General features: G+C 67.6%; 8 protein-coding genes. 2 read left to right on the top strand and 6 right to left on the bottom strand.

The window, feature by feature from the left end:
* Positions 1–26: 26 nt before the first annotated feature.
* From QRO93_RS05690 to QRO93_RS05675, 4 genes are read right to left on the bottom strand one after another with little or no spacing between them, the layout of a single operon-like run.
* Positions 27–1,160: a hybrid sensor histidine kinase/response regulator gene (locus tag QRO93_RS05690; RefSeq protein WP_053510080.1), complete on the bottom strand. Its 1,134-nt coding sequence runs from the start codon at positions 1,158–1,160 to the stop codon at positions 27–29.
* Entirely contained in the window at positions 1,157–1,732 is a 576-nt protein-coding gene (locus QRO93_RS05685) for a chemotaxis protein CheB (RefSeq protein ID WP_164241098.1), read from the bottom strand. Before QRO93_RS05685 ends, QRO93_RS05690 begins: the two co-directional genes overlap by 4 nt.
* The gene (locus QRO93_RS05680) at positions 1,732–2,556 is read right to left on the bottom strand and encodes a protein-glutamate O-methyltransferase CheR (protein ID WP_006436197.1); all 825 of its coding nucleotides are present in this window, start codon (positions 2,554–2,556) and stop codon (positions 1,732–1,734) included. Before QRO93_RS05680 ends, QRO93_RS05685 begins: the two co-directional genes overlap by 1 nt.
* Positions 2,553–5,666: a response regulator gene (locus tag QRO93_RS05675; RefSeq protein ID WP_180878147.1), complete on the bottom strand. Its 3,114-nt coding sequence runs from the start codon at positions 5,664–5,666 to the stop codon at positions 2,553–2,555. The genes QRO93_RS05680 and QRO93_RS05675 overlap by 4 nt, the downstream gene beginning before the upstream one ends.
* A gap of 151 nt (positions 5,667–5,817) precedes the next feature.
* Between QRO93_RS05675 and QRO93_RS05670 the strand changes: the two genes are divergently transcribed.
* Entirely contained in the window at positions 5,818–6,981 is a 1,164-nt protein-coding gene (locus tag QRO93_RS05670; protein ID WP_164087095.1) for a nitrogen regulation protein NR(II), read from the top strand.
* Positions 6,971–7,330 carry a response regulator gene (locus tag QRO93_RS05665; RefSeq protein WP_053449578.1) on the top strand — a complete coding sequence of 120 codons (360 nt, stop codon included), beginning with the start codon at positions 6,971–6,973 and terminating at the stop codon, positions 7,328–7,330. The genes QRO93_RS05670 and QRO93_RS05665 overlap by 11 nt, the downstream gene beginning before the upstream one ends.
* Positions 7,331–7,396: 66 nt before the next feature.
* On the opposite strand, the gene QRO93_RS05660 is transcribed toward QRO93_RS05665, so the two are convergent.
* Together QRO93_RS05660 and QRO93_RS05655 are read right to left on the bottom strand one after the other, a co-directional pair.
* On the bottom strand, positions 7,397–11,086 hold the full coding sequence (locus tag QRO93_RS05660) for a hypothetical protein (protein ID WP_180878148.1): 3,690 nt from the start codon (positions 11,084–11,086) through the stop codon (positions 7,397–7,399).
* Positions 11,083–17,142: a CshA/CshB family fibrillar adhesin-related protein gene (locus QRO93_RS05655; protein WP_258010833.1), complete on the bottom strand. Its 6,060-nt coding sequence runs from the start codon at positions 17,140–17,142 to the stop codon at positions 11,083–11,085. Before QRO93_RS05655 ends, QRO93_RS05660 begins: the two co-directional genes overlap by 4 nt.
* Between the last annotated feature and the right edge of the window lie 68 nt (positions 17,143–17,210).

The following is a 17,210-nucleotide window of genomic DNA, read 5'->3' as shown; positions in this document are numbered from 1 at the left end:
TTGCGGGCGCGCGTTGCCTGAAGAATTCAGCTTGCGACGACGCCGGTACCGTCCCACCGGCGCGGGAGCCTCGCTTCGAACACCACCTGCCCCGCCTCGTTGCGCGCACCGATATGGCCGCCATGGGCCCGGACGAACTGATCGACGATGTACAGGCCCAGGCCCAGGCCCTTGCTCTGGTGGAAGCTGGCCTTGAACGGCTCGAACAGGCGCGGCAACAGCGCGTCATCGATGTGGCCGGTGTTGCTGACCCGCATCACCACCGTGCGCGCATCGCGTCCATCCAGCTGCACGAGGGCCTCGCTGCCATGCGTCAACGCGTTGCCGACCAGGTTGGCGGCGATCTGCCCCAGCCGGTCCATGTCGCCCTGCAGGCGGGTATCGCCGATGGCGTCGAAACGGATGCGCTCATGACCGTGCGCGCTGCCCGCTTCTGCAATCACCGCATGGGTGACTTCGGCCAGGTCGCAGGCGCTGGCCTGCAGCCGCAGGCCGCCACTGCGGATCCGCGAGAAATCCAGCAGCTGCTCGACCATCCGCGCCATGCGCAACGTGCTGGCCTCCAGGTACTGCAGCGTCTGCTGTGCACCGGCGTTGTCCTCGGGAAGCTCCAGTGCCAGCTTGTCGGCACACAGCAGGATGGCCGACAGCGGCGTGCGCAGGTCGTGGGTCAGCACCGCGGCCATCGTCTCATTGAGCTTGAGCGCTCGCTCCAGCGCTTCATTGCGCGCCTTCAGCAACTGCCGCTGCTGGTACAGTTCGATGAAAACATTGACCTTGCTCAGGATCACCTGCGGCGCCACCGGCTTGTGCAGGAAGTCCACCGCACCGGTTTCGTAGCCCTTGAACGCACGCACTGGATCGTCCGGCGAGGCGGTCAGGAAGATGATCGGCACCGTGCGGCTGCGGTGCGAGCCGCGCATCAGCTCGGCCAGGGTAAAGCCATCGATCTCCGGCATGTGCACGTCCAGCAGGGCCAGCGCGACCTCATGCTCGAGCAGCAGCTCCAAGGCCTGCGCACCCGAGCCCGCCAGCAGCAGGTTCACACCCTCGCGCTGCAGCAGGGCCTGCATGGCTACCAGGTTCTGCGGCACGTCATCGACGATCAGCAGGTTGACCGGGGTCTGCGACTGCGCAGGGTCCGGTGGCAGCAGGTTCATGCAAACAACTCCTTCAGGCGACGACACATCAATTCAAGGGGCAGCACGGCGTCGGCGCCGGCGTGCTGCAGGGCGGAGGCCGGCATCATCGATGCTTCGGCCTCCTCGGGGCATTGCAGCCAGGCACGGCCGCCCGCGGCGCGCACCGCGGCAACACCTTCGCTGCCGTCGCTGCTGGCACCGGTCAGCAACAGTGCCAGTACCTGCGCACCGAACACGGCAGCCGCGGATTCAAACAGGGGATCGATGGCCGGACGCGAGAACAACACCGGCGCGTCGACCGACAGCGCCACCGTACCGGGGTCTTCCACCAGCAGGTGGTAGTCCGGCGGTGCGAAGGTCACGGTACCCGGCTGCAGCGGCTGCTTGTCCTCCGCTTCGCGCACCGGCAGCGCGCAGTACGGCGCCAGCACCTCGGCAATACGGCTGGAGCGATCGCGTGGCAGGTGCAGCACGGCCAGCACCGGCGCGGGCAGCCTGGGCGGCAGTGCGCCAAGCACGGCCTGCAACGCGGCAACGCCTCCCGCCGACGCTCCCACCACCACTACCGCAGGGCGAGCCTGCACCATCATCAGGCCACCTTCCGGTACAGGCGGTGTTCGCGCGAGCAGACGTCGAAGGCATCGTGGTGATGCCCGAACTGCAGCGATTCCTTGCTGCCCAGGCCGAGGAAACCACGGTGCACCAGCGCCTCGCGGAACAACCCGACCGCCCGGTCCTGCAGGTCGCGGTTGAAGTAGATCAGCACGTTCCGGCACGACACCAGGTGCACTTCGGAAAACACGGTGTCGGTGGCCAGGCTATGGTCGGCGAACACCACGTTGCGGCGCAGCTGGCGGTCGAACACCGCGCCATCGTAGGCGGTGGCGTAATAGTCCGACAGCGATGCCGTGCCGCCCGCCGCCAGGTAGTTGCGGCTGAACTGCGCCATGCGGTCGATGCCATACGCACCGGCTTCGGCGGTGGCCAGTGCCGCCGGATTGATGTCGGTGGCATAGACGATGCTGCGCTCAAGCAGGCCTTCCTCGTGCAGCAGGATCGCCAGCGACCACACTTCCTCGCCGGTACTGCACCCGGCCACCCACAGCTTCACCGAGGGATAGGTGCGCAGCACCGGTACCACCTGTTCGCGCAGCTCGCGGAAATAGGCCGGGTCACGGAACATCTCCGAGACCTGCACGGTGAAGAACTGCATGGCCTGGGCGAACAGCTCCGGCTCATGCAGCAGGCGGTGCTGCAGATCGACCAGGCGATCACACTCGTAGCGCTGCATGGCCTGGCGCATGCGACGGCGCAGCGACGACACCGCGTAGCTGCGGAAATCATAGTGGTAGCGCTGGTACAGCGCCTCCAGCAGGATTTTCAGCTCCAGGTCGAACAGCGCCTGCTCGTTCATTGCCGCGAGCACCAGACGCGGCACAGCGAGACCAGCTTGTCGACGTCGATGGGTTTGGCGATGTAATCGTTGGCACCGGCCTGCAGGCAGCGCTCGCGGTCGTCCGGCATCGCCTTGGCGGTCAGCGCGATGATCGGCAGGTCCTGCAGGTGGCGCTGCGCACGGATCTCGCGCATCGCCGCCAGGCCGTCCTTCTCCGGCATCATGATGTCCATCAGCACCAGGTCGACCTCGCGCTCGGCCAGGCGGTCCACCGCCTCCTGGCCATTGCGCGCGATCTCCAGGGTCACGCCCAGCGGCTCAAGCACGCTGGACAGGGCAAAGATGTTGCGCACATCGTCCTCGGCCAGCAGCACGGTGCGGCCATCAAGCACGGTATCGCGGCGCCGTGCTTCGCGCAGCAGGCGCTGCTGGTCGGTCGGCAGGCTGGCCTCGACGCTGTGCAGGAACAGGGTCACTTCGTCCAGCAGGCGTTCCGGCGAACGTGCACCCTTGATGATGATGCTCTTCGAATAGCGGCGCAGGCGCTGCTCTTCCTCGCGGTTGAGCGCGCGGCCGGTGTAGACGATCACCGGCGGGAAGCCGACATCGTCGTTGCCGGCCATGTGCTCCAGCAGGTCGTAGCCGCTGCCATCGGGCAGCGACAGATCCATCACCATGCAATCGAAGGTGACGGTGCTGAGCTGCTCCAGCGCGCCGGCCAGGGTGCCCACCGCGATGATCTGCAGCTGCTCGCGGCCGAGCAGCAGTTCCAGGTTGTGGCGCAGCTCGCTGTCGTCTTCGACGATCAGCAGGCGCCGCACATCGCGCTGGCTGGTCTGCTCCAGCTGCTCGATGGCCGCCACCAGCCGCTCGCGCGTGGTCGGCTTGATCGCAAAACCAATCGCACCCAGCTCACGCGCCACCTGGCCGCGGTCCATCGCCGAGACCACATGCACCGGAATATGGCGTGTGTCGGGATTGCGCTTCAAGCGTTCCAGAACACTGAGGCCGGACACATCAGGCAGGCCGATATCGAGCAGGATGCCGTTGGGGCGCAGTTCCGCGGCCAGCGACAGGGCTTCCTCGGCCGTGGTCGCGACCACGCAGTCGAAATCCAGCTCGTGGGCCAGCACCACCAGCGCTTCGGCGAAGGTGGCGTCGTCCTCGACCGCCAGGATCAAGCGCCCGGCGCGCTGGCGGCGACCGCGGTCATCGGCCACATTGGCGATGGCCGGCGCTGCCGCCGGGGCGACCGCAGGCGCGGCAACCGTACGTGCGGCGACCGCTGCCACGGGCTGCGGCGAAGCCGCGGTGGACACCGGGGCCGGCGCTTCAGCCGACGCCGCTACCGGCGCGCCCTGCAGCGGCAGCTCCAGGATGAAGCAGCTGCCGCGGCCCGGCTCGCTGTCGACGTGGATGCTACCGCCCATGCGCTCGGCAAGATCGCGCGAGATCGACAGGCCCAGGCCGGTGCCGCCGTAACGGCGGCGGGTACTGCCATCGGCCTGGCGGAATGCTTCGAAGATGACCTGCAGCTGCTCGCGGGCAATGCCGATGCCGGTATCGGCGACTTCGAAGCGGATGCGGCCACTTCCCGCAGCACGAACGTGCAGGCTGACCTTGCCGTGTTCGGTGAACTTCAGCGCATTGGCCAGCAGATTCTTCAGGATCTGCTGCAGGCGCTGGCTGTCGGCCACCAGCTGGCTCGGCGCCAGCGCATCGGCCTCGATCTGCAGGGCCAGGCCCTTCTGCCGGGCCATCGGCTCGAAGGTCTCGCGCAGGCGCTGCACGACGCTGTCCACCACTACCACTTCGTCGGCCAGCTCGACGTGGCCGGCCTCGATGCGCGACAGATCCAGGATGTCGTTGATCAGCGCCAGCAGGTCATTGTTGGACGACAGGATGGCGCGCGCATATTTCACCTGCTCGTCGGTCAGGGTGCCGTCCTTGTTGTCGGCCAGCAGCTTGGCCAGGATCAGCGAGCTGTTCAGCGGAGTGCGCAGTTCGTGCGACATGTTGGCCAGGAACTCGGACTTGTAGCGCGAGGTGGCCGCCAGTTCGTTGCTGTTGCGCACCAGCTGGCCCTGCGCTACCAGCAGCGCCTGCTTCTGCGCCTCCAGCTCGTGGGTGCGCTCTTCCAGCTGGACGTTGCTCTGCTCCAGCTCGGCCTGTTGTTCTTCCAGGTGGCTCTGCGACTGCAGCAGGCTGCGGCTCTGCTCTTCCAGTTCCTCGTTGGCCACCCGCAGTTCTTCCTGCTGCGCCTGCAGTTCCTCACCCTGGCGCTGCGATTCCTCCAGCAGTACCACCAGCTGTGCACGCAGCAGCGATGCCCGCAGGGCCATGCCGATGGTCTCGCCGCAGCGTTCCAGCAGCTCGCGATCCAGGTCGCGCTGCCCGCCTGCCTGGGCGCGGCCCAGTTCGATGACCCCGACCACGGCGCCGTCGTTGCTGATCGGCGCCAGGATGCGCTCGCTCACCGGCAGCCGCCCCAGGCTCGTCTGCAGTTCAAGCACGGCGGCGTCACCGCCGTGCAGATGCCGGATGCGTTCATCCCGGGCCACCTGTCCGGCCACGCCTTCCTGCAATGCCAGCGACGCCGGCATGCCCGACGGCAACGCCATGCCACCGGTCAGCTGCAGGCGCCCACCTTCGATCCGGTACACCGCGCCAATGTCTGCCTGCAGCTGGCTGCCCAGCTGGGTAGCCGCCGCCTCGGCAATCTGCTCAGGCCCCAGGTCGCCACGCAGGCTCATTGCCACCGCGTTTTCTGCTTCCTGCAGCCACAGCGCGCGCATGGCCTGGCGCCGCGCTTCGATGGCGCGGGAGACGATCAACGCGATCATCAGGAACGCGCAACCGCCGATGCTGCGATTGACGAACGAGAACGACGAATTGTTGCTGGCCGGCGCCACGTTGAAGCCGATCACCAGCAGCACGCAGGCGACCGCGGCGACGATGAACGGCACCCGTGCGCTGCGCTGGAACACCGTCACGCCTACCGCGAGGAAATAGGCCAGCCAAACCGCATAGCCCAGCGGCACCACCAGCTCAAGGGCGATGGTGGCTGCCAGCAGTACAGCGGAGGTCATCCAGATCCAGCGGTCACGCGTGGTCGCACCAGGACGCATGCAGGTCGGCTCCAGAGGGCAAAGGGTGGGTGATGGTACTCCGTGTCGCATTCAGCCGCACAGGACCTTTGGCACGTGCCGCACCTGCACGCATCCTTCACACTTCAATGCCTAGCTTCACGTCCCTCACAGGGGTAACACTTATTTCCACGTGGACGCTGCAGCCTCTACGACGTCCGTACTGACGGACCCTTCCCGACAACTGCGACTGCTGATTGACAGCGTGCGCGATCATGCGCTGTACCTGCTTGATCCCGAAGGCATCGTCTGCAGCTGGAACCCGGGCGCCGAACGCATCAAGGGCTATTCAGCCAACGAAGTGGTGGGAACGCATTTCGGTCGTTTCTACCTGCCGGCCGAGCGCGATGCCGGTGAGCCGCAACGCCTGCTTCGCCTCGCGGCGCAGCACGGCCATGTCGCCAGCGAGGGCTGGCGGGTGCGCCATGACGGCTCTTCGTTCCGCGCCAGCGTGGTCATCGAACCGGTCATCGAGGGCGGCGAACTGCTCGGGTTCGTCAAGATCACCCGCGACATCACCGAGCAATGGCAGGCACAGCGCCTGCTGCGCGATGCCCAGCGTGCACTGCGCAACACACAGCAGTTCGAGACGGTCGGCCGGCTCAGCCGTGGCCTGTCGCACGAGTTCAACAACCTGCTGACCACCATCGGCAACGCGCTGGACCTGCTGTCACTGCGCGTAAGCGGTGACGACCTGCGCGCCGCCGAACTGCTCGATGCCGCCCAGGCCGCGACCGACCGCGGCGCCCTGCTGACCCGCCAGCTGCTGGCCTTCAGCACCGGCCAGACCCTGATCCGCGAGCCATTGGACATGAACGCGCTGGTGCGGCAGTGGTTGCCGGATCTGCAGCGTGCCTGCCCGCCCACGGTGACCCTGGACGCGCGCCTCACTCCGGGCCTGCCGCCGGTAAGCACCGATGCGCTGCAGCTGCAGACCGCGCTGGCCAACCTGGTGGCCAATGCCGTGGAGGCCACCGTCGATGGCGGCCGCATCCTGATCGGCACGGCACTGGAACACCGCCTCGACCCGGATGCGGACACCACGCTGCAACGCGGTTATGTCACCCTCAGCGTCTGCGATGAAGGCCACGGCATGGCCGCCGACATCGCCGAGCGGGCGACCGAACCGTTTTTCACCACCAAGGACATCGGCAAGGGCAGCGGCCTGGGCCTGAGCCAGGTGTTCGGATTCACTACCCAGAGCGGCGGCTTCGTCGACGTGTCCACCACCCCCGGTGTTGGCACCACGGTCAGCCTGCTGCTCCCCGCAACAGAGGAAGCACCCGATGACCGATGACCCGATCCGCGTACTGATGGTGGAGGACCAGACCGATCTTCGCGAGATGATCGGCCTGGCCCTGCGCGACTTCGGCATCGAGGTGGCCACCACCGCCGATGGCCACGAGGCCGCGGAGCTGCTCAAGGGCGAAGCGCGCTTCGATGTGGTGTTCAGCGACGTCAGCATGCCCAACGGCATGTCCGGTATCGAGCTGAGCGAGCACGTGGCGCGCGAACAGCCGCAGGCACGGATGATCCTCTCATCCGGCTACGCGCGCTCGCAGCTTCCGCCGCTGCCGGAGAAGGTCGAGTTCCTGCCCAAGCCCTACCGCCTGCGCCAGCTGGTGCAGCTGCTGAAGCAGGATTGAGAATCCGCCGGGCTTGGCCCGGCGCATCCGTTCCTGTAGCGCCGAGTCCATGCTCGGCAGCGGTGCTCAGTAACGCCCCACCAGGTTCAGGTACCACCCGCGATGGGTGTAGTCGAACCTGGTCAGGTCGTCGCTGAAATCGGTGAAGTTGTAGCCCACGCCGACGCGGAAATTACGCCCGATATCGCGGTCGACACCGGCCAGCCAACCCTGGCGGGTACCGCCGTCGCGCACGTCCAGCAGGCGGTACTCCAGCAGCCCATGCCACTGGTAGTACAGGTCGTAACGCAGCTGGCCGGAGGCGAAGTTGGTGGCCGAGTCGAACCACGGACCGGTACCGCGCCCATAGCGCACTTCGCCTTCGCGGCGGGCCGCCTTCGCCGCCACTTCCCAGCGCTGGTCGATGCGATACACGCCCTCAAGTGACAGCACCTGGGTGCGCTGGTCGTAGTCGACACCGTTGACCTGCCCCATCGTCGACAGGTCATACAGGTAGCTGTAACGGCCGAACAGCGCCCAGCGATCGTTGTCCCACGGGCGATAGGCGAAGCCGAGGTTGCCCTCGATGAAGCGCGCGCCCGCCACCGGATTGATCGCATCATCGGTGTCGGCGTAGTTGAAGCGCGCCGCGATCCGCCAGCTGTCGTTGAGGCGATGGCTCAGCCGGTTGGTGCTGACCCACTGCGTGCGCCGCTCCGCGCCCGTGTCACGGCGCCACTCCAGCTTGCTCTGCCATTCGGTGCCCGGCGAGGTCCGCCCGCCGGACAGGCTCACCGCCTTGCGATCGACCTGCCCGGTGCTGGCGTCGAGCTTGCCATTGCTCAGCGTGAAGCCGGCATTCCAGCCCACCGCCGGATAGAAATCCATGCCGAAGGTGTGCGCCAACCCGGACTCCTGCCCGGATTTGAGGAACTGGCTTTCGTTGAACACATTGACCTGGTCGGACAACCGCCAGCGCTGGCCCAGCGTCCAGCCATCCTGCGCGTTGGGGCTGAACAGCGGGTCGTACTCGCTGCGGTCGGTCGACTGGGTGAATGCACCATAGAAGCTGTGCTGTGGGGTCAGCCGGTACTCGGCATTGACCTGCGCGGCCGTGCCACGGTCGCCATCGCTCACCTCTGCACCGACAGTGGACAGGTTGGCGAAGGTCCAGGTGCCGCCGGCCACCACCGCATCGTTGTCGGCATAGCGGCCATGGTCGTCGTCCACGGTCAGCTGGCCGCCACCGTAGACATCCAGCGACGTGCCGATGCGGTGGGTGTAGCGTGCTGCAGCCAGCACGCCGGCCACGTTGCTGCCACTGCCGCGGTCCTCCTGCACCCGGCGCAGCTCGGCCGACAGGCGGTCGTTCTCACCGATCCGCCATTCGGCGGTGGCCTGTGCCTGGATCAGCGACTGCGCACCGCGACGTGCCTCGCTGTAGCGTGCGTACAGACTGAAGTCGTCGGTCACATAACCGAGCAGCTCGGCGCCCTGTTCGCGCACCCGCTGACCGGTATCGAAGCGCCCGACCGAATAGCCACCGTCCACCTGCCGCCACCAGGCACCCGCGCTCCAGTCGCGCTGGGTCCAGCCCAGCTCACGCAGGTTGACGCGTGCCTCGACAGCAGTCGCCTCGCCTTCGCGCGGCCCTTCCGGATTCAGGCGGCTGAAGCTGAGGCCGCCATTGTCGGAGAAGAACACCGGTGCACTGGTCGCCTCGCTGCGACTGTGTTCGACCTTCAGATAGGTGCCACGGCCGGCCTGCAACGTCAGGTCCGCGCCCTTCAGCGAATAGTCCTGGCCGGCGCGCTGCTCGTCCACATAGGTGGCACCCACCGCGACATGATCGCCAAACCAGTGCTTGCCACGCACGCCCGCGGTGATGTCATCGCTGTCGAACCCGGTCGGCACCCACTCGTAATCCACGATCAGGCGCTGTTCGTAACCATCCAGCGGCACATCACGGCTGATCCGGCGCAGGTTCTCGCGGCTGACCTGCGCCAATGGGCGGGTCAGCAGGATGCGGCCCTGCAGGGCGTCGATCTCGTAGTCGGCACCGCGCACCATCGGTACACGCTGCTCCACGCGCCCGGTGGTGCGGTCACGGATTTCCAGCACCACCTGGTCCGAGCCACTGAGGATGCTGGCGTGCCGCAGGTAGTACAGGCTGCCACCGGTACCGATGAACTCGCTGTGGCCGGGCGCGGTCTCGGCCTGCGAGCCGAACAGGCGCAGCTCGCTGCGCGCGTCGCCCCAGGCGTTGGCACCGCGCGAGCGCCACGACAACGCCGCACCGTACAGCGAACGCACGTACTGCGCGTACTCGGTGCCGGTCAGCCCGGTGTTGTAGTTGCCCCACAACGCCTGGTTCTTGTCCCAGTCCATGCGCAGGTAGAAGCGCCCCATGCTGTCGACGTCGCGCTGGGTCAGCGAATCATCGCCGTAGGTCGGGTAATACAGGTCCGGATCGAGGCTGCGGAACAGGTCGCGCGGGTCGGCGGTGGTAAAGCCGGTGAACAGCTCGTCCAGCGGGCGATTCTGGGTATCGGCCTGCGCGGTCAGCAGGTAGCGGCCACGGGTCTTGGCCTTCAGGTAGAAGGCCAGGCGGCCATCGCTGAGAACATCGTCGTTGCGCTCGCCGCGTGCCAGGTCCTGCCCTGCCCCGCTGGCCTTGTTCTGGTACACGGTGATGTCGGCCAGGCCGACACCGAACAGGTACTGGCCACTGACATCGACCTGCAGCGTACGCGCGATGGCCGGTGCATCCGGCCGCTCGACACGCACATCGAAGGCGTGGTGGCCGATCGGCATCAGGTACTCGGCGGCGAACTTGCGATCCTGGTCCAGTGGATAGCTGTCGCCGTTGATCTTCAACGAGGCACCCAGCGGCAGGTCGCGGCCACGCAGGCGCACCCGCGAGCCGTATACCGGAATGTTCTGCTGGCGCAGGCCGTTGCTGTCGAACACCTGCTGCAGCAGCGACAGTGATGCCGCCTGATTGGCATCGACAGCGGTGCCGCGGCGATCTTCCAGCGCATCGCGCAGCTGCTGGTTGCCCCGCTCGAACTCCGCCGGAGTGACCAGCTGCATCGACTGCGCGGTGGTTTCATCGACATTGCCCTCGGCGTCGAAGGCACGCAGCACGTAGACCAGGCGGTCACCGCGACGCAGCGGTGTCGATGCCGGCAGGGTGCCATCCCAGGTGCCCTGTGCAACGGCGGCCACCGGCAGTTCAAACGTCGCCAGCGGCGCGACCCGGTCGGAGTCGCTGCCGCGGTAGACACTGACTTCCAGGCGCTGGATGAAGGCGGTGTAGTTGCCGCGCACGTAGAACTCGACCGGACGTACGATGCGCCCCTCGTCGAAGGCCACCATGCCCGGCGCTGACACCGACAGTTCCGGCTGGCCCATCGCGGGGTCTTCGGTGGCCCAGATCGCGCCACCTTCCGGCAGGCGGATCATGAACTCGCCACGCACGGTGGCCTTGCCCGGCTCATCGATGGCCACGCTGACCCGGCGATCCGGCTGCAACGCCTGCGAGCTGGAACGCGTGGACGTTCCCTCGGTCACCGGCTCGTCGTAGCTGCGCGAGCGCAGGCTGAACAACAGTTCGCCCTCGGCATTGCACTGGGTGCCGTCACACCGGATCGGCGCCGGCTCGGCGGTGGGCGGGGCGGCCTGGGCGGTAGCGGCCAGGCCCAGCAGCAGCGCCTGGTACAGCGCGGCACGTGGCAGGCGGGCCGCACGACGGGCGGCAGAGTGATGCGCGCTCATCGGCGGGCCTCCTGTTGGCGGGCGGCCGCACGGGTAGCGGCGCTCTCCTCGTTGCGGACGCGCAGGCGCTGCTGCACGGCGGGGCTGAGCTGGCTGCGCAGCGCCTCGAACACGGCGCTGGCACGGCGCAGGCCCAGTGCCTGGTTGTAGGCATGGCTGCCGCGCACATCGGTGTGCCCGACCAGGCTGACCTGGCCACCGCCCATCTTCTCCAGGCGCGCGGCGATCGCCGCCAGCAACGGCTTGAACTCCTCACGCACGGTGGCCTTGTCAGTGTCGAACAGGACGTTGCCCAGCAACGCGCCATTCGCATCGACACCGGCCAGCAGCGAATGCGGGTCCTGCACATCGGTGCGCAGCTGCACGGTCAGGCCAGCGCGCGCGCCTTCGGCCACTTCGGCCTGCAGCGCATCGCGCACCACCGCGGCACGGGCGAAGGCCAGCGCCTGGCTTTCGCCATTGGCCGCGATCACCACATCACCGCCCTGGTAGCGGTTCACCACCTCGGCCATCTTCACCAGCACCGGGCGGTAGTCGGCACGCAGTTCACTGCTGCCCGGGGCAAACAGCACTTCGCCCAGAGCCAGCTCCATGCGCTCGGCCGGCGCCTGTGGCGACGGCGGCAGGCGCACGCCGAAGCTGAAGCGCGTCGGCACGCCCTGGGTCACCCGTCGCAGCAGCGGATTTTCGGTCGTCAGCTCCGCACCGGCCGGCACCGTGGCCGGGTCCAGCTTGATGATGAAGTTGCGGCCCAGGCGCGCATCACCGCCATGGACGTCGGCCAGGTGATAGCGGCCGAACGGATCGGTCTCCACCAGCAGGCCCTCCACCGTGGCCAGGCGCACACCCGGGATGCCCTGCTCCTGGATGCCCTCGTTGCCGATCACGTAGGCCACTTCATAGCCCTCGGAAACGCGCGCGATCTCGCGGCGCACGGTCGGCTCGGCGGCGGTCAGGCCCTTGCCGGCCTCCCCACCGCGCTGCACGTCCGTGCCGCCCTGTGCGTCCATTCGCAGGCGGTGACCCTGCGCGCTTTCCAGCACGAAGTCATCGGTGAAAGCCAGTTCGCGCAAGCGCTGCCGCACCACCACCTGATGTGCCTCGGCGCTGTCGGACGTCGACGCGCGGCCGTGCACCGTGCCGATCTGCACGCCGTGCAGCAGCGGTGCGCTGGCATCGGCCAGCGGTTGCGGGCCATCGCCGCGATCCAGCGTGGTCGAGCCGGCCACATAGGCCGAGGGCGCGAAGCCACCCTGCACGCGCACACCGGTCAGTTCGGCACTGTCCTGCCAGCCGTCACCATCGCGGTCATCGAACACGGTACCGAACACCAGGCTGTCTTCCAGCAGCGGGTCGGCATCCATCGCCACTTCGGCGGTGGCGATGTTCGACAGCGGGCTGCCATCATCGGCCGTCGCCACGGCCTGGTTCACGTGATTGCCACTGCGTACGCCAGCGCCGACGCGCAGCAGGTAGGTGATGGTGGCGCTGCGGCCGACCGCGATATCCACCGCGCCGATGCGCAGCGGCGACTGGCTGCTGGCCAGCGAGAACGCACCGTCATCGTCGGCCACGCGCATCGAACCGTCCACGTAGCTGAAACCCGGCGGCGGCGTATCGACCACCACGCCATCGCGCCAGTGGCTGCTGCCGACGTTCTCGACCACCAGCTGGTAGCGCACCAGATCGCCCACCTTCACCCGGCGCGGGCTCGCGGTCTTGGTGATGCGCAGCGCGAAATCGGACACCACCTTGTGGCGCGTCTCGCAGGTCGTGCACTCGGGCGGCGGCGAGCCATCCGGGTACTGCCCGCGCAGGCGGTTCAGCACTTCGGTACGCGCTTCCTGATTGACGATCGCCTGGTAGACCCATTCGTGGCGGCCAACCGAGGTTCCCGCCGGCAGCGTGCACACGATGTCCGTTCCCTGCTGCACGCATCCGGCCGGCAGGCTCTCGATGCTCAGTCCGGCATCGGGCGTGTCCACCAGCTGCAGCGGCTTGCGCAGGGACGCGCGCTCGACCGTGGCGACCAGGGTATAGCGCAGCCTGTCGCCAGGACGCACCTCGGTGCCACTGGCCGGGCCGGCCTGCTTCTCCAGCACGACGCGCGGTTCTGCAAGCGCGTGCTCGGTGCTGCAGTCGCCGCTGCAGGTGGGCGTGTCACCGCCGGTGCCCAGTACTGCATTGCGCACACTGCCATTGGCCTGTGCATTGACCAGCGCGCGATAACCCAGCGTGTAGGTGCCCGGCGCGGTGCCGGCCGGCAGCGAGCAGACCAGCGGATTGCTGGCGTTGCAGGTGAACGGTCCCGGCTGGGTGACCGACTGCAGGTCCAGGCCCACGCCCAGCGTGTCGGTCAGCACCAGCGTATCGGTGGTCTGCGAGTTCGCGACGGTCACTTCAACGCTGTAGTCGACCGCATCGCCGACGCCAACCGGCGCGACGGTGGAGGACTGCTTGCGGTAGGTCACCACCGCTGCCAGCACCGGGGTGGTGGTGCTGCAGTTGCTGGTACACGTAGTGGTACCGGTACCCCCCCCCAGCACCGCGTTGCTCACGCTGCCCTTGGCCTGCGCGTTCACCTTCGCGGTGTAGTCCACCGTATACGTGCCCGGCGCGGTCCCGGCCGGCAGCGTGCACACCAGCGGATTGGCGGCATTGCAGCTGAAGCCCTGGCTGGCGGTCACCGCGCCGAAGTCCAGGCCGGGGCCCATCGTATCGGTCAGGGTGAACACCGCCGTGGTGCGCGAGTGGCTGACGACGGCGGTCAACGTGTAGGCGATGCTGTCACCGACCTTGACCGGACCCGCCGCTGCCGAAGTCTTGCGATAGTCGATCTCACTGCCGGTGACCGGCGTGGTGGTATCGCAGTTGGCGGTACAGGACGGATTGTCGCCGCCGCTACCCAGCACGGCATTGGTGACCTGGCCGCTGGCCTGCGCGTTCACCACCGCGGTGTAGGACAGGCTGTAGCTGCCCGGCACGGTCCCCGCAGGCAGGGTGCAGACCAGCGGATTGGCCGCGTTGCAGCTGTAGGCGCCCGCACTGGTCACAGCGCCAAAGTCCAGGCCCGTACCCAGGGTGTCGGTCAGGGTCACCACATCGGTGGTGCGCGAGTTGGTCACCACCGTGGTCAGCGTATAGGTCAGGCGATCGCCCACCGAGACCGGGCCGGTGCCGCTCACCGACTTGGCATAGCTCACGCCGGGTGCCGCCACCGGGGTGGTGGTGTCACAGTTGGCACTGCACGACGGATTGTCGGTGCCGCTGCCAAGCACGGCATTGCGGACACTGACGCTGGCCTGCGCGTTGACGGTGGCGCGGTAGGTCAGGCTGTAAGTGCCCGGCACGGTGCCGGCCGGCAACGTGCACACCAGTGGCTGGGTGCCATTGCAGGTGAAGATGCCGGCGCTGCTGACGCCGCCGAAGTCCAGGCCACTGCCCAGGGTATCGGTCAGGGTGACCACGCCGGTGGTGCGCGCACGCGTGACGGTCGCACTCAGCGTGTAGTCGATGACGTCGCCGATCCGCACCGGACCACCGGTGGACGCCTGCTTGGCATACACCACCAGCGCGCTGGCCATCGGCGTGGTGGTATCGCAGCTGCCCACGCAGGACGGATTGTCGGTGCCGCTGGGCACCACCGCGTTGCGCACCTGGCCGCTGGCCTGTGCATTGACGATGCCGGTATAGGAGAACGCATAGCTGCCCGGAACGGTGCCCGCCGGCAGCGTGCAGACCAGGGGATTGCCCGGTGCGCAGCTGAAAGCGCCTGCGTTGGTGATGCCACCGAAATCCAAACCGGTACCCAGCGTGTCGGTCAGCGTGGTCACCGCGCGGGTGCGCGCGTCGGCCACCACGACCGTCACGGTATAGGCCACCGCATCACCGATCGCGACCGGGCCGGCGGTGCTACTGGCCTTGGACACCGAGATCCTCGGCGCGGCCACGGGCGTAGTGGTGGTGCAGTTGCTGCTGCAGGTGGGGTTATCGGTGCCAGTGCCGACCACGGTGTTGACCACCTGGCCGCTGGCCTGCGCATTGACGGTGGCCGTGTAGCTCAGGCTGTAGGTGCCGGGCACGGTGCCGGCCGGCAGCGTGCACACCAGAGGATTGGCTGCGTTGCAGGTAAATGCACCGGCGTTGCTGACACTGGCGAAATCCAGGCCGGTGCCCAGGGTATCGGTCAGCGTCAACAGGTCGCGGGTGTTGCCATCGGCCACGGTGACATCGACGGTGTAGCTCACCGTCGTGCCCACCGCGACCGGGCCGGCCGTGTTGGAGCGCTTGGCATAGCCCACGCGGGTCACCGGCACGGTCACGTCGCTGCGCGTGCAGTGGTCGGCATCGGTGCAGCTGGCGCCCGGTGCGGGCGCATTGCCGCTGTTGAAGGGGTCGTAGCCACCGCCGACACTGGCGTGATTGGTCAACACGCCGGTCGCCGCTGCAGTGACGGTCACCGGCAGGGTGAACACCGAACTGGACCCAGCGCTGCCTGCCGCTGCAAGGACCTGCGTGCTGGTGCAGGTGACGTCCTGGCCGCTGGCGGTGCAGCTCCAGTTGCCACTGACATGCGTGCCGCTCCAGTTCGGCGCGATGCCGGCCGGCAGCTGGTCACGCACGGTGATCGTGCCCGCCGCCACATTCGGCGGATTGCCGGTCGGCACATCGCTGGTGTTGCTCACCGTCAGCGTGTACTCAGTGCCGGCCTGGCCATAATTCCAGATGCCGCCGGTGGCATTGTTGCTCTTCACCACCTTCAGCGACGGCGCGGTGATGGTGATCCGGTGGTCCTCAACCTCGCCGTCGTCGGCCACGCCGGTCGGGTTCTGGATCTGGACCGCGTTGGTGGAGTAGCGCAGGCGCACGTAACTGGTACCCGCCAGTACCTGGGCGGGCACGGTCCAGGTCAGGTTCGCCTGGCCACCACTACAGGCCGCAATACCGCTGCGCTCGTTGGCATCGAACACGCCATTGCGGTTGAAGTCGATCCAGCCGGCCACGCTGCCATTGCCCACGCAGGCGACCGGTTGATTGATCTGGGTACCGGCCTGCATCACCGTCAGGCGGTAGCTGGTCGGCCAGGCATCCTCTTCGCGGCTTCCCACCTGCGGGAAGTTGTCATCGCCCAGCGCATCCAGGCTGTAGCTGCTGCGCTGCTCGGTATCCGGGCCGAGGCTGCCGAGGAAGTCGGTCAACGGCGCCGCCAGGCCACCGGGCGTGTAGCCTGCGGTGTTGATGTTGAAGTTGCTGGCGCCCTGCGGGATGCCGTCGGAACGGAACTGCAGATCGTCCACCACGTGCATGGCGTCGCCATAGCTCTGCGGCGCGTCGCCGAAGTCGGCGTAGGGCACCAGCAGGCCGATCGCGATCGCGGTGGTGCCGCCGCCGCGCATCGAGAAGCCCATGTTCACCGCCAGGTTGCCCGGCGCGTGTGCGGCGTTGTCGAAACTGAGGAAGGTGACCGCTGCCGTGTTGTCGTCGTTGCCGGGGCCGAAACGGATGACCTGGTTGGCACCGCTGGTCGATTTGTTGACCAGGTACGGCGTGGCGTTGGCCAGGTTCTTGCGGACCTCGACCACGTTCCAGGTGCCCTGCGCGCTGGCCTCGACGAACTCGCCGCTGTTGTTGATCGACTCGGCGTCGGCCATCACCACGCCGCGCAGGCGGTACGGGGCGCCGCCCAAGGTCGAGGTGCAGGTGATGCTGAAGCTGGAGGTGCCGCTGGCACGTGCGATACCGGCGATCAGCTGGTTGGCCGTGCCGGTACCGCCGATGTTGTACAGGTCGTCAAGGCTGTCACCACCGAAGTTGCCGGGGCGATAGCTGCGCAGCACATTGGTCTCGGCCGTGTTCAAACGGCAATCAACGCGCAGGTTCACCCCGGCCGCGACCGGCATGTCGATGGACGACATCGCGCCATCATTGAGTGCGACGTTGTTCACGCCATTGGCACCGCCGCCCCAGGTCAGCCACAGCACGGTGTTGCGGTACGGGCTGCTACCGCCGGTGGCGTAGGCGGCGGCCCAGGCCAGCGACGGCATCGTCAGCGACAACAGGGCCAGCAGGCCGGCCCTCAGCCATCCGCTGGATCGCCCTGCCCGGGCACGTTTTTTGGGATGAA

This window comes from Stenotrophomonas maltophilia group sp. Smal17, assembly GCF_030237045.1.
Taxonomy (GTDB): Bacteria; Pseudomonadota; Gammaproteobacteria; order Xanthomonadales; family Xanthomonadaceae; genus Stenotrophomonas; species Stenotrophomonas forensis.
This window is presented reverse-complemented; position numbering and strand designations above follow the sequence as displayed.